The 17,834-nt window shown below is 67.8% G+C and carries 15 protein-coding genes; 6 read left to right on the plus strand and 9 right to left on the minus strand.

The window, feature by feature from the left end:
* Nucleotides 1–9 precede the first annotated feature (9 nt).
* The 5 genes from J7346_RS05240 to J7346_RS05260 all read left to right on the plus strand — a co-directional run bounded on the left by J7346_RS05240 (nt 10) and on the right by J7346_RS05260 (nt 8,111).
* Nucleotides 10–3,771, plus strand: a complete 3,762-nt coding sequence (locus J7346_RS05240) for a glycoside hydrolase/phage tail family protein (RefSeq protein WP_209118460.1) — start codon at nt 10–12, stop codon at nt 3,769–3,771.
* Nucleotides 3,772–3,807: 36 nt separating this feature from the next.
* Nucleotides 3,808–4,713, plus strand: a complete 906-nt coding sequence (locus tag J7346_RS05245) for a J domain-containing protein (RefSeq protein WP_209118462.1) — start codon at nt 3,808–3,810, stop codon at nt 4,711–4,713.
* Nucleotides 4,710–5,867, plus strand: coding sequence for a phosphoserine transaminase (locus J7346_RS05250; RefSeq protein ID WP_209118464.1), 1,158 nt, complete (start codon nt 4,710–4,712; stop codon nt 5,865–5,867). The genes J7346_RS05245 and J7346_RS05250 overlap by 4 nt, the downstream gene beginning before the upstream one ends.
* 74 nt (nt 5,868–5,941) lie before the next feature.
* Nucleotides 5,942–7,234 carry an adenylosuccinate synthase gene (locus J7346_RS05255; protein ID WP_209118466.1) on the plus strand — a complete coding sequence of 431 codons (1,293 nt, stop codon included), beginning with the start codon at nt 5,942–5,944 and terminating at the stop codon, nt 7,232–7,234.
* A gap of 67 nt (nt 7,235–7,301) precedes the next feature.
* Nucleotides 7,302–8,111: a response regulator gene (locus J7346_RS05260; RefSeq protein WP_209118468.1), complete on the plus strand. Its 810-nt coding sequence runs from the start codon at nt 7,302–7,304 to the stop codon at nt 8,109–8,111.
* A 15-nt stretch (nt 8,112–8,126) separates the two neighbouring features.
* Here J7346_RS05260 and rpoH read toward each other — a convergent pair whose 3' ends face one another.
* From rpoH to J7346_RS05275, 3 genes are all read right to left on the minus strand, one after another.
* Nucleotides 8,127–9,014 (minus strand): RNA polymerase sigma factor RpoH, encoded by an 888-nt coding sequence (rpoH, locus tag J7346_RS05265; RefSeq protein ID WP_209118470.1) that lies wholly within the window; start codon nt 9,012–9,014, stop codon nt 8,127–8,129.
* 230 nt (nt 9,015–9,244) lie between these two features.
* The gene (locus J7346_RS05270) at nt 9,245–9,520 is read right to left on the minus strand and encodes a GNAT family N-acetyltransferase (protein ID WP_209118472.1); all 276 of its coding nucleotides are present in this window, start codon (nt 9,518–9,520) and stop codon (nt 9,245–9,247) included.
* A gap of 70 nt (nt 9,521–9,590) precedes the next feature.
* Nucleotides 9,591–10,598 (minus strand): RluA family pseudouridine synthase, encoded by a 1,008-nt coding sequence (locus J7346_RS05275; RefSeq protein ID WP_209118474.1) that lies wholly within the window; start codon nt 10,596–10,598, stop codon nt 9,591–9,593.
* A 98-nt stretch (nt 10,599–10,696) separates the two neighbouring features.
* Between J7346_RS05275 and J7346_RS05280 the strand changes: the two genes are divergently transcribed.
* Nucleotides 10,697–11,332, plus strand: coding sequence for a DUF2799 domain-containing protein (locus tag J7346_RS05280; protein WP_209118476.1), 636 nt, complete (start codon nt 10,697–10,699; stop codon nt 11,330–11,332).
* A gap of 6 nt (nt 11,333–11,338) precedes the next feature.
* Here the strand turns inward: J7346_RS05280 and fba are convergent, their stop codons facing one another.
* The 6 genes from fba to gap all read right to left on the minus strand — a co-directional run bounded on the left by fba (nt 11,339) and on the right by gap (nt 17,751).
* Nucleotides 11,339–12,424 (minus strand): class II fructose-bisphosphate aldolase, encoded by a 1,086-nt coding sequence (gene fba / locus J7346_RS05285; RefSeq protein ID WP_209118477.1) that lies wholly within the window; start codon nt 12,422–12,424, stop codon nt 11,339–11,341.
* 91 nt (nt 12,425–12,515) lie between these two features.
* Nucleotides 12,516–13,064: a hypothetical protein gene (locus J7346_RS05290; RefSeq protein WP_209118479.1), complete on the minus strand. Its 549-nt coding sequence runs from the start codon at nt 13,062–13,064 to the stop codon at nt 12,516–12,518.
* Entirely contained in the window at nt 13,061–15,037 is a 1,977-nt protein-coding gene (locus J7346_RS05295; RefSeq protein WP_209118481.1) for a hypothetical protein, read from the minus strand. The genes J7346_RS05290 and J7346_RS05295 overlap by 4 nt, the downstream gene beginning before the upstream one ends.
* 83 nt (nt 15,038–15,120) lie before the next feature.
* A complete protein-coding gene (locus J7346_RS05300; RefSeq protein ID WP_209118483.1) occupies nt 15,121–16,317 on the minus strand; it encodes a phosphoglycerate kinase in 1,197 nt (398 codons plus the stop codon).
* Nucleotides 16,318–16,357: 40 nt separating this feature from the next.
* Nucleotides 16,358–16,744, minus strand: a complete 387-nt coding sequence (locus tag J7346_RS05305; RefSeq protein ID WP_209118485.1) for a hypothetical protein — start codon at nt 16,742–16,744, stop codon at nt 16,358–16,360.
* A complete protein-coding gene (gap, locus tag J7346_RS05310) occupies nt 16,744–17,751 on the minus strand; it encodes a type I glyceraldehyde-3-phosphate dehydrogenase (protein ID WP_209118487.1) in 1,008 nt (335 codons plus the stop codon). The genes J7346_RS05305 and gap overlap by 1 nt, the downstream gene beginning before the upstream one ends.
* Nucleotides 17,752–17,834: the final 83 nt, after the last annotated feature.

Raw genomic sequence — 17,834 nt, forward strand, 5'->3', positions numbered from 1 at the left:
GGAGAGACGATGGCGCAGGCGGTACTGGGCGGACTGGGGCAGGCGCTGGGCGGCGGCGTGGGGCAGGCGATCGGCCGGGCGCTGGGCAGCATGCTGGACCAGCGACTGGTGGCCAGTCTGGGGCCGGTCCGCCAGAAGGGGCCGAGGCTGGACGCCCTTTTGCTGCAGTCGACGGCCGAGGGTGCGCCCATGGCGCTGGCACTGGGGCGGGCGCGGGTGACGGGCCAAGTCATCTGGGCGGCGCGGTTTCTGGAGCAAAGGCACGAAGAGAGCGCCGGCAAGGGCGGGCCGAGGGTCGAGTCCTACAGCTATTCGCTGAGCTTTGCCGTAGGGGTCTGTGAAGGGCCGATCGACGGTATCGGCCGGATCTGGGCTGACGGCCAACCGCTGGACCGGACGGGCGCGACGCTTCGCATCCATCGCGGAACCGACGACCAGATGCCCGACCCCTTGATCGAGGCGGTCGAGGGGGTAGGCGCGGCGCCGGCCTGTCGCGGCACAGCCTATGTGGTGTTCGAGGACCTGCCGCTCGCCCCCTTCGGCAATCGGGTGCCGCACCTGTCCTTCGAGGTGTTCCGGCGGCCGCAGGGCGGCGCGCCCACGCTGGCGGACCGGCTGGAGGGCGTGTGCCTGATCCCGGGGGCGGGAGAGTTCATCCTGGCGACCGAGCCCGTCTTGCGCCGGACAGGGCTGACCCGGACCGAGGCGGAGAACATCAGCACGGTCGAGGGGCGGCCGGACCTGATCGTGTCGCTGGACCAGCTGCAGGCGGCCTGTCCGAACCTGAAGCGGGTGAGCCTGGTCGTCGGATGGTTCGGGACGGACCTCAGAGCGGGACATTGTGTGATCCGGCCGGGTGTGGAGCGGACGGGCAAGCCGACGGAGCCGCTGGTCTGGTCGGTGGCCGGGCTGGACCGGGCGAGCGCCCATCTGGTGAGCGAGGTCAACGGCACCCCTGCCTATGGCGGCACACCATCGGACGAGAGCGTCCGACAGGCGGTGGGGGAGCTGAAGGCGAGGGGGCTGGAGGTCACGCTCTATCCCTTCGTCTTCATGGACATTCCGCCGGAGAACGGCTTGGCCGACCCCTATGGCGGGGCTGAGCAGGCGGCCCATCCCTGGAGGGGGCGGGTCACGGTCGAGAGTGCCGGGACGGCGGGCGCCGAGGTGGCGCAGATGTTCGGGACCGCCGACGGGTGGGGGCTGAGGCGGATGGCGTTGCACTATGCGGCGCTTGTGGCCGAGACCGGCGCCGATGGGCTCTTGATCGGCTCGGAGATGCGGGGCCTGACGACCGCGCGCGGTACTGGCGGGAGCTATCCGGCTGTTGAGGCCTTGTGCGATCTGCTGGCCGAATGCCGGGCCGTGGTCGGACCGTCGGTGAAGCTGTCCTATGCCGCTGACTGGTCGGAATATTCGGGGCACAGGCCGGACGACGGGTCGGGCGATGTGGTGTTTCACCTGGACCCGCTGTGGGCGCACCCCGCGCTCGATTATGTGGGCATCGACTGGTACCCGCCGCTGGGCGACTGGCGCGCGCGGGATTGCGGGCTGGATGCGGAGACCTATGCCGGGCCGGATGACCCCGCCTATCTGGCGATGCAGGTGGCGGGCGGCGAACATTTCGACTGGTTCTATGCCGACGACACGGACCGGGCGGCGCAGGTCCGGACGCCGATCGCTGATCTGGCGCACGGCGAGGACTGGGTGTTCCGGGCCAAGGATCTGGCGGGCTGGTGGAGCCATGCGCACTACGACCGGCCCGGCGGAGTAAGGTCGGCGACCCCGACGGCCTGGGAACCGGGCATGAAGCCGATCCGGCTGACCGAGTTCGGCTGTGCGGCCGTGGACCGCGGGGGCAATGCGCCCAATCTGTTTCAGGACCCGAAGAGCGCTGAGAATGCGCTGCCGCCCGGCTCGACCGGCGCGCGGGACGACCGGATGCAACGCCGGGTGCTGGAGGCGGTGCTGGGCCATTTTGCTGGCGAGGGGAATCCTGTCTCGACCGTCTATGGCGGGCCGATGGTCGAGGCGGCGGACGCCTGGTGCTGGGATGCCCGGCCGTGGCCGGCCTTTCCGGGGCGTCGGGACCTGTGGGCCGACGCCGGGGCGTGGCGGGCAGGACACTGGCTGAACGGGCGGCTGCTGGGCGATACGGAAGGTCTGCTGGGCGATCTTCTCTGGCGGGCCGGACTGGTCGACGGGGTGGAGATCGGACCGGTTGCGGACCGGATCGACGGCTATGTGATCGACCGGCCCATGAGCGTGCGCGAGGCGCTGACGCCGTTGGTAGCCGGGCTGGGACTCGGCATCACCGAGGTCGACGGACGCGTGAAGTTGAGGGCGGAGGGGGACGGGTCCGTGGTGCATCTGGCACCATCCAACCTCGCCTTGCCCGAGGAGGGTGGGGCGGACCTGCGCGACCGGACTGTCGACGAGACACCGGATCGGGTGAGGGTGCGCTATCTGAGTGCGACCCGGGATTATCAGACGGGGTCGGTCACACTGAGCCGCGACACGGGAGGCGATGCCGTTGCGGGGCTGGATGTCGATCTGCCGGCCGTCTGCGACGAGGGCCAGGCCCGCCGATGCGCGGCCCGGGTCGCCGCGGGGCTGGAGGTGCCGGAGCGGCGGACGCTCAAACTGGGGCCCCTGCAGGCGCTGATGCTGGAGCCGGGCGACAGGGTGCAGATCGGCGACGAGATGCCACTGTGGCGCGTCGAACGTCTGACCCTGGACGAAGAAGCGCGCGCTGTCCTGACGCCGGTGGTGACTCCGGAGTTCGAGGACGTGGAGGACGTCTGGACCGCGCCCGATGCCGGTGGACCGGCCGGGGCACCATGGTTTCGGGTGCTGGAGCTTCCCCCACTTTTTGGACGAGGCGATGCAGGCGGGAGGGTTGCTGCTGTGGCGGTCGAGCCCTGGTCGCCGCATACCGTCACGGCCGGCCCGGATGCCCTGAGCCAGACGCAACGGGCTGTGGTCAGAGCGCCGGCCGGTGTCGGGACCTTGACCGAACCGTTTGCCCCGGGGCCCTGCGGCCGGTGGGATGAGGGCCATGCGCTGACCCTGAAGGTGGAGGGCCGGACGCCGGAAAGCCGGGACGCGCTGGCGGTGCTGGGCGGGGCCAATGCGCTGGCAGTCGAGACGGACAGCGGCTGGGAAATGATCCAGTATCGGCACGCCGAGATGCTGGGCGAGGATGTCTGGCGCCTTTCGGGCCTGTTGAGGGGCCAAGGGGGCGGCGATCCCGAGGCCGCACTGGGTGCCGGCACAGGGGCGGCGGTGGTATTTCTGGACGACGGTCTGGCCGCGGTCGGGGCGGGGCAAGACGAATGGGGGCTGCCCCTGCTGTGGCGGGCCGGAGCGGGGGGAGCGACCCCCTCAGGGCCGTTTGTCAGCCAGTTGACCCATGTGCAGGCGGGTCGGGCCGAACGTCCGTGGGCCCCGGTGCACCTGAAGGCCGAGGTGCAGGGCGGCGACCTGCGGCTGAGCTGGATTCCGCGAGTCCGCACGGGGGGCGATAGCTGGGACGGAGAGCCAGCGGCTGTGGACCCGACCCGATTCCGCATCCGCATTCTGGACGGCGAGACCGAGCGCCGCGTGGTCGAGGTGACCTCGGCAGGGTGGATCTATGAGGCCGGGGATCGCGCAGTCGACTTTCCGGAGGGCTGCAGCGAAGGGCGGTTTGCCGTGGCCCAGGCGCGGGGCCGGGGCGGATGGGGGCCGGAAGCGCACGCGCCCCTTTGCGAAGGCGGTAGCATGCCCTAACTGATGGCCTTGAGCTATCAGGAGCGATGATCAGGCGTGGCAGGCGATCCCTATCAGGAACTTGGTGTGTCACGAGGCGCGAGCGCCGACGAGATCAAGAAGGCCTTTCGCAAGCTGGCCAAGGACTATCACCCCGACAAGAACCCGGGCGACAAGGCGGCCGAGGATCGGTTCAAGCGGATCACGGCGGCCTTTGACCTGCTGGGCGATGCGGAGAAGCGCGCCAAATTTGATCGGGGCGAGATCGATGCGGATGGCCGCGAGCAGTATCGCGGCTTCAGCGGCGGGGCGCGTGGGCAGGGCGGCTTCGGTCAAGGCGGCTTTGGTGGCGGCGGGGCGAGGACCACTTTCGACGATATCGACCTCGAGGATATTCTGGGCGGGATGTTCGGCGGCGGGGGTGCCCGGCCACGAGGCGGGGCAGGACGCGGCCCGACGCGGGGCCAGGACGTCAGGGCCAGTCTGGAGATCAGCCTGGAAGATTCGATCCAGGGCTCGACGCGGCGTATCCAGTTTTCGGACGGGCGCACCCTGGACGTGACCATTCCCAAGGGGGCGGACGACGGCCAGGTGATCCGGCTGAAGGGGCAGGGCGTGCCCTCGCCCCGGGGCGGACCTGCCGGGGATGCGTTGATCGAGCTGAAGATCGCGCCGCACAGCCTGTACCACCGCGAGGGGGCCGATCTGACCATGGATCTGGCCGTTCCGCTGGCCGACGCTGTGCTGGGCGGCAAGGTGGCCGTCCGGACGCCTGACGGTGTGGTGAACCTGACGGTGCCCAAGGGGTCGAACTCCGGTCAGGTCATGCGGTTGAAGGGCAAGGGCGCCTATGCCGGCGGTCGCCGGGGGGACCTGAAGGCGAGGCTGATGATCCAGTTGCCCGGCGAGGATGTGCCCGAGCTGACGAAAGCGGCCGAGGCTCTGCGGAAGCGGGCCCTGTGACCCGACCGATCAAACCTGATGCGAAGCCTGCACGGCCCTGGTTCTCGTCGGGGCCGACCGCCAAGCGGCCCGGCTGGTCGGCCGACGGCTTGCCCACGGATCTGCTGGGTCGGGGAATCCGCGCGCCCGAGGTGGTGGCCCGGTTTGCCGAGGGACTGGCCCTGACCAGCGAGGTTCTGGAGGTGCCGGAGGACTGGGCGCTGGTCTATGTGCCCGGGTCGGACACCGGGGCGGTGGAAGCCGCGCTCTGGAATTTGCTGGGTGCGCGGCCGGTGCAGGTCATGGCCTTCGAGAATTTCGGCAAGGTCTGGGCCACCGATGCGCGCGACCACCTGAACCTTCAGCCTGAAATCCTCGATGCGACCTGGGGTCGCTTCCCCGATGTGAGCCGGGTCGATCCCGCCGCCGATCTGGTCTTTCCGTGGAATGGCACGACCTCGGGCGTCCGGGCGCCGGGTGGAGACTGGATTTCGACCGATCGCGAAGGGCTGGTGATCTGTGACGCCACGTCGGCGGCCTTTGCCATGGCCCTGCCGTGGGACCGGCTGGATGTGGTGACCTTCAGCTTCCAGAAGGCGCTGGGCGGCGAGGCGGGCCTGGGCATGGCGGCCCTGTCGCCGCGCGCGATCGAGCGTCTGGACCAGTTCGTGCCGCCGCGGCCGGTGCCCAAGGTGCTGCGGCTGAGGAACGACACCGGCTTTGACCGGGCGCTGGCCACCGGGTCGATGATCAACACCTTCTCGGTCATGACGCTGGAGGACTGGATCGACGCTCTGGTCTGGGCGAAGGCCGAAGGCGGGCTGGGCGCCCTGATCGCCCGGACCGAGGCGAATGCCGCCGCGCTGGACGAATGGGTCGCGCGAACCGACTGGGTGGACTGGCTGGCCGAGGACCCGGCCACCCGTTCGACGACCTCGGTGTGCCTGAAGATCATCCATCCCCGCGTGGCGGCGATGGATGATGAGGCCCGGCGCGATCTCGTCACACGGATGAAGGCCCTGCTTGAGGACGAAGGCGCGGCCTTTGACATCGAGGGTCACCGCAATGCGCCGGCGGGTCTGCGCATCTGGTGCGGCTGTACGGTGGATGTCGAGGACGTTCGGGCTCTGACGCCCTGGCTCGACTGGGCGTTTGCGGTCGCGATGGCGGAATAATCCGCCGACTTCAGGCGACATCGGACGATTCCCCGGCTATAGGCTCGGCCCGCGTCGAAAGCGGAGAGTGACCCTTGGCGAATGTGACCGTGGTCGGAGCCCAGTGGGGCGACGAAGGCAAAGGCAAGATCGTCGACTGGCTGTCGAACCGGGCCGACTGGGTTGTCCGGTTCCAGGGAGGACACAATGCCGGTCACACCCTGGTCGTGGGCGATGTCACCTACAAGCTGAGCCTGCTGCCGTCGGGCGTGGTGCAGGGCAAGCCGTCTGTGATCGGCAACGGTGTGGTCATTGACCCTTGGGCGCTGCGCGACGAGATCGCCCGGATCGAGGGGCAGGGCGTCGAGATTACTTCGGACCTGCTGACCATTGCCGAGACGGCCTGTCTGATCCTGCCGCTGCACCGGGACCTGGATCAGGCGCGCGAGGCGCAGGCGGGCACCACCAAGATCGGCACGACGGGGCGCGGTATCGGGCCGGCCTATGAGGACAAGGTCGGGCGGCGGGCGATCCGCGTCGGCGACCTGACCGACCCGGAGGCGCTGGATGCCAAGATCGAGCGCCTGCTGGCGCACCACAATGCCCTGCGGAAGGGGCTGGACCTGCCGGAGGTCGATGTGCCCGCGCTCAAGGCCGAGCTGATGGCCATTGCGCCGGAGGTCCTGAAGTATGCGGGTCAGCCGGTCTGGCGGCTGCTGGACAAGGCCCACCGTGACGGCAAGCGCATCCTGTTCGAGGGGGCGCAGGGCTCGTTGCTGGACGTTGACCACGGCACCTATCCCTACGTCACCAGTTCGAACACGGTGGCGGGACAGGCGGCGGCAGGCTCGGGTCTGGGGCCGCGCTCGGTCGGCTATGTGCTGGGGATCGTGAAGGCCTATACGACCCGGGTGGGCGAGGGGCCCTTCCCGACCGAACTGTTCGACGACGACGGGCGGCGCATCGCCGAACGGGGCCGCGAGTTCGGCACGGTGACCGGGCGCGCGCGGCGCTGCGGCTGGTTCGATGCCGTGCTGGTGCGCCAGTCGATCGCCATCAACGGCATCTATGGCATCGCCCTGACCAAGCTGGACGTGCTGGATGGGTTCGAGACCCTGAAGATCTGCGTGGGCTATCGCGTGCAGGGAGAGACGCTCGACTATTTGCCCGCAGGTCTGAAGGCCCAGGCCGAGGTCGAGCCGATCTATGAAGAGGTGGAGGGCTGGTCGGAAAGCACCCAGGGCGCGCGCTCCTGGAAGGACCTGCCGGCGGCGGCCATCAAATATGTAAGGCGGATCGAGGAGCTGATCGGAGCACCGGTGGCCCTGCTGTCGACCAGCCCTGAGCGGGACGACACCATCCTGATGCAGGACCCCTTTCACGGCTGAGCCGGTTTCAATCCGGTTTTAACGCGTGGTTGTTAGGAGTGGGCGGTTCACTCCATGGGGAACTTGCGTGTTGATTACCGACCGGCGCTTTCTGGCACGTCTGGAGCCCACTGTGGGCCGGGTGCTGATCCTTGACCCCAATGCCCATGCTGCGCGCCTGATTACCGATCTGATGAAGGGTCTGGGCGCCCGCGAGGTGGCAGTCGAGGCCAGCGATACGCGCGGCCTGCAGATGGCCGGCGCCCTGGATCCCGGGCTGATCTTCATCGAACGGTCTGGCCCGCAACTGGACGGCGAGGAGTTTACCAAGGCGCTGCGGCGGTCGCACCTCGCCTGTCGCCGCGTGCCGGTGATCATGGTGACGGCGGAAGCGACCGCCTCGACCATCAAGGGCGCCCGGGACTCAGGCGTGCACGAATTTCTGCGCAAGCCCTTCACCAGTGCCGACCTGATCAAGCGGGTCGAGAACGTGGCGCTGAAGCCGCGCGACTGGGTCGAGGGCGTGAGCTATGTCGGGCCCGACCGGCGGCGCTTCAACTCGGGCGAATATTCCGGGCCGACCAAGCGCAAAAGCGACACGGTCAAGAGCGCGGCGGCCGAGGCCGTGGCGGTGCGCGACCAGGCCATGAAGATTCTGGCGGCGGCCCTGGACCAGTTCGACAACGACCCGCCGCAAGCTGTTCGCGCCATTCGCCAGCAGGCCGAGACCCTGAAGGCGCTGGCGCTCAGGGTCTCGGATTCCCGACTGGTCGTGGCCGTGGGCGCACTGGAAGTGACGCTGGCGCAGGGCGGCATGACCAAGGCGGTGCTGGCGGCACCGATCGGTCAGCTTCTGGCCCTGCCGAAGCCCGGGGAAATCACCAGGAAGGCCGGCTGACCCGAACGTCCGGGGTCAGGCGCCGACGAGATTGCGCTCGGTTGCGGCGGCCTGCATGGCCTTTTGCAGCTTCTCAAAGGCGCGGACCTCAATCTGGCGCACGCGCTCACGCGAAACGCCGTACTGGCCGGCCAGCTCTTCCAGAGTGACGGGGTCGTCCTTGAGGCGGCGTTCCGTCAGGATGTGCTTCTCGCGATCCGTCAGCTCTTCCATGGCTTCCTGCAGGAGGCCGACGCGGATGCCGCGTTCCTCGCTCTCAGCCAGCTGCGTCTCCTGGCTGATAGCCGTGTCGTCGGCCAGCCAGTCCTGCCACTCGCTTTCGCCATCGGCGCGAAGCGGGGCATTGAGCGAGGCGTCGCCCGACAGGCGACGGTTCATATCCGTCACCTCCTGCTCCGACACGCCCAGCTTGGTGGCGATGGCGGACAGATGCTCGGGATGCAGATCGCCATCCTCGAAGGCCGAGATCTGGCTCTTGGCCTTGCGAAGGTTGAAGAACAGCTTCTTCTGCGCGGCGGTCGTGCCCATTTTCACGAGCGACCAGCTGCGCAGGATGTATTCCTGGATCGAGGCGCGGATCCACCACATGGCGTAGGTGGCCAGGCGGAAGCCCTTGTCCGGGTCGAATTTCTTGACGGCCTGCATGAGGCCCACGTTGCCTTCGGAGATCACTTCCCCGATCGGCAGACCGTAGCCGCGATAGCCCATGGCGATCTTGGCCACGAGGCGCAGGTGGGAGGTCACGAGTTTGTGGGCGGCCTCGGTGTCCTGATGCTCACCCCAGCGCTTGGCCAGCATGAACTCTTCGTCCTTGCTGAGCATGGGGAATTTTCGGATTTCCGAGAGATAGCGCGACAGTCCCTGTTCCGGCGACATGATCGCGAGGCTTGGCTTGGCAGTCATAGGGTCCCTCCGACCTCAGAAACGAGCGGGTCCTGCGGAGACGGCCACGCGAATGTGCACCGACGCCTCACCCCTCAACAGTCGACGTGGGTATCCGTTGCGTTCTTGCCTAGAGGCGCTTTGTCACAGTCGCACCCGGGCGTGACACCGAAGCCACGATCAACCGCGAGGAGGTATAGCAGCACGTCCGTTGCTTTTCAATACGCTCTCGCAAGCGTCTCGATCCCGATTCAGGCGAGCAGGTCAGCCTGGTCCGGATGGCGGCGGATGTAGGCCGCCGAATAGCTGCATAGCGGGACCACCTTCAGACCCTCGCGGCGGGCTTCGTCGAGGACATGGGCGGTCAGGCGCGCGGCGATACCCCGTCCCTCCAGCGGAGGCGGGACCTGGGTGGTATTCAGCGTCAGTCGATCGCCGTCCCGGCTGTAGCCGATGAAGGCGGTTTCGCCCTCGAGGTCGAGTTCATAGCGCTGGTTTTCAGCATCGTGACGGATCGGGTCGGTCATGGGGCACCTTGGAGACGAGGGTTCTGAGGGAAGGCGTCCGGCACCGACATCGTTCCATGTCGGCCCACGACTACAGGGCCTCCAACCGATCCTGCAGGTCTCGCATATCTGAGGGCGGCTCGGTTTCGAACCGCAGGGCCTCACCGGACACGGGGTGAACAAAGCCGAGCACCGCAGCATGAAGGGCCTGGCGGTCGAGGCCCGAGGCGGAGATCGCGTCGCGGACGGACTGTGCGGGCGGGCCGGAACCGTAGACCGGATCTCCCAGAAGCGGGGCACCCCTGGAGGCCATATGCACCCGGATCTGGTGGGTGCGGCCAGTGTGGAGTGTGCAGGCAACTCGGGCGGCAAGCGGCGCGCCTCCCACCTTTGCAGGGTGACCAAAGGTGCGCTCGACGACGTAGTCCGTCACGGCCTCGCGCCCACCGGTCTTCAGGACCGCCATCTTCTTCCGGTCATGGGTCGAGCGACCCAGACGACTCTCGATCCGGCCCCGCTCCGGCGTCAGCGTGCCACGGGTCAGGGCGATATAGGTGCGCTGGATGTCGTGCGTGGCAAAGAGGGCCGACAGGCCCTGGTGCGCACAGTCGGACTTGGCCGCGACCATGACGCCGGAGGTCCCCTTGTCCAGGCGGTGGACGATCCCGGGGCGTGCGACTCCGCCGATGCCGGACAGGCTGGCCCCGCAGTGATGGAGGAGAGCGTTGACCAGGGTGCCGGTCTCGCTGCCCGGAGCGGGGTGGGTCGCCATGCCAGCAGGCTTGTCCACAACGACCAGATCGGCGTCCTCGAACAGGATGGTCAGGGGCAGGGGTTCGGGCTCGGGCTCGGCCGCGACCGGGGCCGGGAGCACTATCCGGTACCGCCCGGCTTCGGTGGCGCGGGCGCCGGCGGTCAGGCGCTGATCGTCGCGACTGATTGCCCCGCCGGACAGCAGCGCCTGGATGCGGGCGCGCGAGACCTCGGGCAGCGCGTGGCTGAGGGCCTTGTCCAGACGTTCCGGCGTGGCCTCAAGCTCGAGTTCGATGATGGAGGCGCCATCATTGTCGTCGTCGGAATCGGGGGACGGGTGGTTCATGAGCGACGAAGCCTAGCACGGGAGCAGAACCCGCTCCGACGGAATTTGCGCGACGACGGGACCTTGGGCATCTTCCCGTCGGCAAGGGAGAGGGCTCCATGAAATATCTGATCATCGGCGCGGTCGGGCTGGCGTCGCTGGCGGCACTCAGCGGCTGCGCGACCATGAGCGAGGACCAGTGCCTGGCAGGCGACTGGGGCCAGCAGGGCTACACCGACGGCTATGCAGGCTACTCCGAGAGCCGTCTGGAAGATCATACGCAAGCCTGCGCCAAATACGGGGTCGTGCCCAATTCCGCGGCCTATTTCTCGGCGCGTGAGGACGGGCTGCGCCAGTATTGCGTGCCGGAACGGGCCTTTTCGGAAGCGGCCCGCGGCAACAGCTATGCCGGGGTCTGCCGGGGGCCGGCCGAGGGCGCCTTCCTGTCTGCCTGGCGCGACGGCGAGACTCTCTATCGTGCCGAGCAAGCCGTTACCGAGGCGCGTAGCCGGATCGACAGCCTGGGCGCTCGTGCCACCGAACTGGACGAGAAGATCGACTACTTCCAGGGACAGGCGCGCGACACCAACCTGACCGACGAGGCGCGCGAGCAGGCGCGCAATCGCGTGCAGGAGCTCCGGCGCGAGCGTCAACAGACGCTCCGCGAATGGCAGGAGGCCCAGGACTATCTGGAGTATGCCGAACGCGAGGCCCGGGACGTCCGCTACTATTTGATCGGACGCTACGGCTTCTGAGAGAAATCAAGCGGCCTTTGACGAGGCCTTGCCGAAGTGCGGGTCCAGCTCGCCCGAGGCGTAGCGCTTGGCCATCTGGGCCGTCGACAGCGGCTTGATCTTGGACGCCTGGCCCTCACAACCGAACTGCTGGTAGCGCTCGATGCACAGCTTGCGCATGGCTTCCTTGGCGGGCTTCAGATAGGCGCGCGGGTCGAACTCGCCCGGCTTTTCGGCCAGCACCTTGCGGATGGCGCCGGTGATGGCCATCCGGTTGTCGGTGTCGATGTTGATCTTGCGCACGCCGTGCTTGATGCCGCGCTGGATTTCCTCGACCGGCACACCCCAGGTCTGGGGCATCTTGCCGCCGTACTGGTTGATGATGTCCTGCAGGTCCTGCGGCACCGAGGACGAGCCGTGCATGACCAGATGGGTGTCCGGCAGACGGCGGTGGATTTCCTCAATGACGTTCATGGCCAGCACCTCGCCATCCGGCTGGCGGGTGAACTTGTAGGCGCCGTGGCTGGTGCCCATGGCGATGGCGAGGGCATCCACTTTGGTCTCGCGGACGAATTCCACGGCCTGATCGGGATCGGTCAGCAGGGCGGAGTGATCCAGCTTGCCCTCGAAGCCGTGGCCGTCCTCGGCCTCGCCCATGCCCGTCTCCAGGCTGCCCAGCACGCCCAGCTCCCCCTCGACCGAGACGCCGCAGCTGTGGGCCATTTCGGTGACGCGGCGGGTGACGTCGACATTGTACTCGTAGCTGGCGGGGGTCTTGGCGTCCTCTTCCAGCGACCCGTCCATCATGACCGAGGTAAAGCCATACTGGATGGCGGTGGCGCAGGTGGCCGGACCATTGCCGTGGTCCTGGTGCATGCAGACCGGGATGTGCGGATAAAGCTCGGCCAGGCCGTCGATCAGCTTGGCCAGGATGATGTCATTGGCATAGCTGCGCGCGCCGCGACTGGCCTGGATGATGACGGGGGCGTTGACGGCCTCGGCCGCCTCCATGATCGCCAGACCCTGTTCCATATTGTTGATGTTGTACGCGGGCAGGCCGTAGCCTTCCTCTGCCGCGTGATCGAGCAGTTGTCGCAGCGTGATGCGCGCCATGGGTAGTCTCCTGAGCCTTTTATCTTTTGCCCCGCTTTAGCGCCGGACGGGCTCGAAGTCACGCCGTGTTACAAAGGAATCAGGCGCGGCGTCAGGACGGATCGCGGGGCCCATCGCCCCGCGCCACGGCAGCGAAGAGTTCGGCCATCTGGTCCGTATAGCGCCATGTCCGGCCGGTCTCGAGGTCGGTACCGACGATGTCGGCGACCCGCCAGCCTGCCTCTGTCATGACCAGTTCAAAGCGGGTCTCGCGCGGCTGGTTCGTGTTGAGGAAGCGCACGCGAACCTCGGCCCCCCAGCGCGTGGTGCGGGTGTCGTAGCGGGCGTTGGTCACATGAATATAGGGGCTGCCGACAGAGGGCTCCATGCCGACGCCGATGTTGTCGGTTACGGCGTCCAGCCGCAAGGAGGCCTCGGCCAGCTCCGGCGTCATCCAGGCCAGACGGGCCTCGCGTGAGCCGCCCGTCCCCTCCCAGTCCGGCGCCTCGAACAGGCTGCGGATGAGATCTTCGGGCGCACCGTGAGGCGACACCGGCGCGCCGGCCATGGGCCGCTGAGGCCAGAAATCGGCAACAGGCGCACAGCCCATGAGGGCGAGGCAGAGGGCGCCGGCAATCAGGGGCCTTGTCGGGTGCGTCATTCGAAATCCCTCGCATCGGTTTCGGCCTGATCCAGAAGTCCCGTGGCCGTCCATTGGCTTTCGCCCCGCGAGCGGATCTGGCGGACACGCCAGCCCGCATCCGTCTCCACCAGTTCGAAGGTGAGATCGACGGGGGTTTCGAAGTTGGTGAAGCGGACCCGCACCTCTACGCCGTAATCCGTCTCACGCGACGCATAGTCGAAGTTGGCGAGATTGGCGTCCTGACCGTCGATCAGGGGATCGAACCCGACGACAGCGCCCGCGCCGCCGTACGCGCTGGCGGCCTCGTTGACCTGATCGATGCGGCGGGACAGGGCGGGCGTCAACCAGGCCGATCGCTCGGTCCGCGATCCAAACAGGCTGAGCTCGTCGTCGTACACGCGGCGGATGATGGCCTCGGCGGCCGCAATACGCTCGGCCCGCTCCCGCGCCTCAGCTTCCTGTCTGGCCTGTGCGGCTGCGGCGGCCTCCTGCTGCAGGCGCGCCTCCAGCGCTGCCCGCGCGGCGGCAGCCTCTTCCTCAGTCGGTGTTTCGGGTCGGACAGGCTGTTGCGGTGTGGCGCGGGGGCGGTGGTCGCGCCCGAACAGGCTGGCGGTCGCCGATGCCATCGACTGGGTCATCGGCGCCAGGGGGCCGCGCGTGAGCAGGAGTTCGCTTCCCAGCGCGAAGGCGACGAAGGCGGCGAGGATCAGACTGAGCACGCTCTTGATGCCGGCCATCAGCCAGCCGCTGCGGGCCGCCCAGAGATTGATCCCGACGACCAGGGCAATCCCGGAGAAGATGGCGATTACGCCCAGCTCGAGATCGCCATTGCCTCCGTCGCGAAGGGCCTCGCTGAGGGCGATAAACAGCGTCGCGAGCCCCAGAAGTCCGAGCGCCCACAGCGCCAGGGTCGTCCGGTTTCGCGGCCGGGAGGCGATCGACGGCCCGGGCGAAGCCGGGGTTGCCTCGGGCGGCACCGGACGCGTTCGGCCCGCGGCCCGGTCCATCTCCTGCTGAATCCGCCAGGCGGCCAGTCCGGCGAAGCTGCGCGCCCGTTGGCCGTCCGGCCTGAGATTGGCAAAGAAGTCGTCCCACCCGTCGCTCGGCGCATCGACCAGACCGCTACGGCTCAGCAGGGTCTCGATCCCGTCCCAGGTGGCATTGCCCAGACTGACCTCGTGGCCGGTGCCGTGGCTGGCATTCTCCGCCGAGGCGGCGAGCGCGAAGACGAGGCGTTCGCTGACCCGGCTGGGGACCGAGAAGACCAGCGACTGGCCGTCGATCATCTCGATCCGGATGAAGGCGGCCTTGATGTCCTGGGTCGACCGGGTGCCGAAAGCGGCGTCCAGCGCCCACGAGGCCAGACCGTGGGCCACCGCCCGACCGAAGGCGCCCTTCCGGAGCTGTTCCGGCGTCAGGGCGTCGACGGACACGGAGCGGATGTTGCCATAGGGGATGGCGAAATCCATGACGCGGGCCAGCCCGTTCGGCTGCCAGGCGTTGATGAACTGGCCCAGCACCAGCGCACGGAAGGCATCGAGATGTTCGGTGTTGTGGAAGTGCCGCATCAGCAGGAACCGGTCCTGCCCCACCGCCATCAGATAATTGCCCTCCAGCTTGCCGGCGGCGGCCGGTCCATTCAGCAACTGGCCGACGGGGATGGTGCGTCCTGTGAAGCCGGGCAGGCGCGCCTCAACCTGTTCGCGCAGCCCCCGCCGCGTGTTCCAGCGAAACACCCAGCCCGCCCCCCAGACGATCAGGGCAACACCGGCGATCAGCAGCAGGATGCCGCGGATGGACTGGCGGTCGTCGTCGCTGGTGACCATACCCATCGCGGCCATGACGAGGAATATCACCACGAAGAAGGCGACAAAGGCGCCGCCCAGGAGCGCCGCAGAGATCAGACAACCCTGACCCTTCGCCACCGGCCTGACCCGTACGGCCGATCCGGTGATGAAGACGTCGGTCTTTTCGGTCGTCTCGTCGCTCATGCCCGCACTCCCTGACCCTTATGGTCAAGGTAGCCACAAGGGCGGTTCCCGAACAAGGAATTGCCACGCCGCGTCGGGTTTCGTCAGCCTCGCAGAGCCTCGACGCCGGGCAGGGGCTTGCCTTCCATCCACTCGAGGAAGGCGCCGCCGGCCGTGGAGACGAAGGTCATCTGATCGACCACGCCAGCATGGTTGAGCGCCGCGACCGTGTCGCCGCCGCCAGCCACCGCCGTGATCGCGCCGCTGGTCGCCAGCTGGCCGGCCGCCTGCGCCGCCTTGACGGTGGCAGCGTCGAACGGCGGCACCTCGAACACGCCGAGCGGCCCATTCCAGATCAGGGTGCGCGACAGGGCCATGGCCTTCACCAGGCGCTCGACCGTCAACGGCCCGGCGTCCAGGATCTTCTCGTCCTCGCCGATCTCTTCACGGGCCAGAACCGTGCGGGTTTCGACATCCGACTTCACATCGGTGGCCACCACGACATCCTGCGGCAGCAGCAGCTCACATCCCCTGGCCTCGGCTTCGGCCATGATCTCACGGGCGGTTTCGGCCATGTCGCGCTCGGCCAGCGAGCCGCCGATGTCGATGCTCTGGGCATAGAGGAAGGTGTTGGCCATGCCGCCGCCGATGGCCAGTCGGTCCAGCTTGCCGACCAGGTTCTTCAGCAGGTCCAGCTTGGTCGAGACCTTGGCCCCGCCGACGATACCCAGCACCGGCTTGACCGGATTGCCCAGCGCCGCATCCAGCGCCTCCAGCTCGCGCTTCATCGCCTCACCGGCATAGGCGGGCAGAAGGCGCGCCAGACCTTCGGTCGAGGCATGGGCCCGGTGCGCGGCGGAAAAGGCGTCGTTGACGTAAAGGTCGCCCAGCTCGGCGAGTTGCTGCGCAAAGGCGGGATCGTTTTTCTCCTCGCCCGCATGGAAGCGGACATTCTCCAGCAGGATCACCCCGCCCGGGTCCACGTCTGCGATGGCGGACCTGGCCCCTTCGCCCACGCAGTCATCGGCGAACCGTACCGGCGCTCCCAGCAGGCGCTCCAGATCATCGACGACGGGCTGAAGGCTCATCTCCGGCACGCGCTGGCCCTTGGGCCGGTCGAAGTGGGCCAGCAGCGCGACCTTGGCCCCGGCATCGCGCAGGCGCTGGATGGTCGGCAGGGCGGCGCGCAGCCGGGTGTCGTCGGTGACCTTGCCCCCCTCCATCGGCACATTGAAATCCACACGGACCAGTGCCGTCTTGCCGGCAAGGTCCCTGGCGTTGTCGAGGGTACGGAAGGTCATGGGGTGCCCCAAAATATGGTGAGCTGCTTTGGCAGCTCAATCAGAATGCGTTGCAGACAGGATAGGCGAGCTGCCAGTTTTGCCAACACAACCAGAGGAAGCCTCCGCCGATGATAGCGCTGGCTACCCATGTGAGAGGCGACCTTGGCTCACGTCGGACGAAGAGGGCAAACGCCCACATCCAGGCGATCATGAGAAGGGCGAGAACCAACGTCAGGAGCATGTCGCCGACGCCGGTTCCCGGCAAAGCGCCGGATTTTGCCCCGTTCGCTGGAGCGTCCGACCAGTTGTGGGCGAACATTTGCGGCCACAGGATCAGATTCCGCATCAGGCAGCCGAACGCGACCCCCATGCTCGCGACCAGTCCCGCCATCGCGAGGATGACGGCATGGAGAATACGGCGACCTTTTGGGCCCGGTCGGCCCATTACATCAGTTTCGCCATCGCCAGCGCGGTGTCGCTCATGCGGGTCGCGAAGCCCCATTCGTTGTCGTACCAGCTGAGCACGCGCACCAGCTTGCCCTCGATGACCTGGGTCTGGGGCAGGGCGGCGGTCGAAGAGGCGGCGATGTGGTTCAGGTCCATGGACACGACCGGGTCGGTGGTGGTGGCCAGAACGCCCTTCATCGGGCCGTCGGCGGCGGCCTTCAGCGCGGCGTTGACCTCATCGACCGAGGTGTCGCGACCGGGGACGATCTTGAGGTCGACGACCGAGACGTTCGGGGTCGGCACGCGGATCGACGAGCCGTCCAGCTTGCCCTTAAGCTCCGGCAGGACCAGGCCGACGGCCTTGGCCGCGCCGGTCGAGGTCGGGATCATGGAAAGGCCGGCGGCGCGGGCGCGGTACAGGTCCTTGTGCATCGTATCCAGCGTCGGCTGGTCGCCGGTGTAGGCGTGGATGGTCGTCATATAGCCGCGCTCGATGCCGACCAGGTCGTGCAGCACCTTGGCGATGGGGGCCAGGCAGTTGGTCGTGCAGCTGGCGTTCGAGACGACGACGTCGTCGGCGGTCAGGGTGTCGTGGTTGACGCCATAGACGATGGTCTTGTCGGCATTGTCGGCGGGGGCCGAGACCAGCACGCGCTTGGCACCGGCGGTCAGGTGGGCCGAGGCCTTGTCCTTGGAGGCGAAGATGCCGGTGCACTCAAAGGCGATGTCGACGCCCAGATCCTTGTGCGGCAGGTTGGCGGGATCGCGCTCGGCGGTCACCTTGATCTTGCCGAGGCCCACGTCGATCCAGTCGTCGCCCGACTCGACCGTGCCGGGGAAGCGGCCATGGACCGAGTCATACTTCAGCAGGTGGGCGTTGGTGGCCACCGGGCCCAGATCGTTGATCGCCACCACCTCGATGTCGCGACGGCCATGCTCGACGATCGAGCGCAGGACGAGACGGCCGATACGGCCGAAACCATTGATGGCGACGCGGACGGTCATGGGCGGGGCTCCTGAAGCGATGGTGTGGTTGGCGCTTCAATGGAACCGGGCGCGGCGCGGATCAACCCCCGGCGCGTAACAAG

The organism is Brevundimonas sp. A19_0 (assembly GCF_017744255.1).
Lineage (GTDB): Bacteria > Pseudomonadota > Alphaproteobacteria > Caulobacterales > Caulobacteraceae > Brevundimonas.

Bases quoted from the DNA above. Each gene is read 5' to 3' on its own strand.
- J7346_RS05240 (WP_209118460.1), top strand. From the start codon at position 10: ATGGCGCAGGCGGTACTGGGCGGACTGGGGCAGGCGCTGGGCGGCGGC.
- rpoH (WP_209118470.1), bottom strand. From the start codon at position 9,014: ATGACTGCCAAGCCAAGCCTCGCGATCATGTCGCCGGAACAGGGACTG.
- J7346_RS05270 (WP_209118472.1), bottom strand. From the start codon at position 9,520: ATGACCGACCCGATCCGTCACGATGCTGAAAACCAGCGCTATGAACTC.
- J7346_RS05275 (WP_209118474.1), bottom strand. From the start codon at position 10,598: ATGAACCACCCGTCCCCCGATTCCGACGACGACAATGATGGCGCCTCC.
- J7346_RS05280 (WP_209118476.1), top strand. From the start codon at position 10,697: ATGAAATATCTGATCATCGGCGCGGTCGGGCTGGCGTCGCTGGCGGCA.
- fba (WP_209118477.1), bottom strand. From the start codon at position 12,424: ATGGCGCGCATCACGCTGCGACAACTGCTCGATCACGCGGCAGAGGAA.
- J7346_RS05290 (WP_209118479.1), bottom strand. From the start codon at position 13,064: ATGACGCACCCGACAAGGCCCCTGATTGCCGGCGCCCTCTGCCTCGCC.
- J7346_RS05295 (WP_209118481.1), bottom strand. From the start codon at position 15,037: ATGAGCGACGAGACGACCGAAAAGACCGACGTCTTCATCACCGGATCG.
- J7346_RS05300 (WP_209118483.1), bottom strand. From the start codon at position 16,317: ATGACCTTCCGTACCCTCGACAACGCCAGGGACCTTGCCGGCAAGACG.
- J7346_RS05305 (WP_209118485.1), bottom strand. From the start codon at position 16,744: ATGGGCCGACCGGGCCCAAAAGGTCGCCGTATTCTCCATGCCGTCATC.
- gap (WP_209118487.1), bottom strand. From the start codon at position 17,751: ATGACCGTCCGCGTCGCCATCAATGGTTTCGGCCGTATCGGCCGTCTC.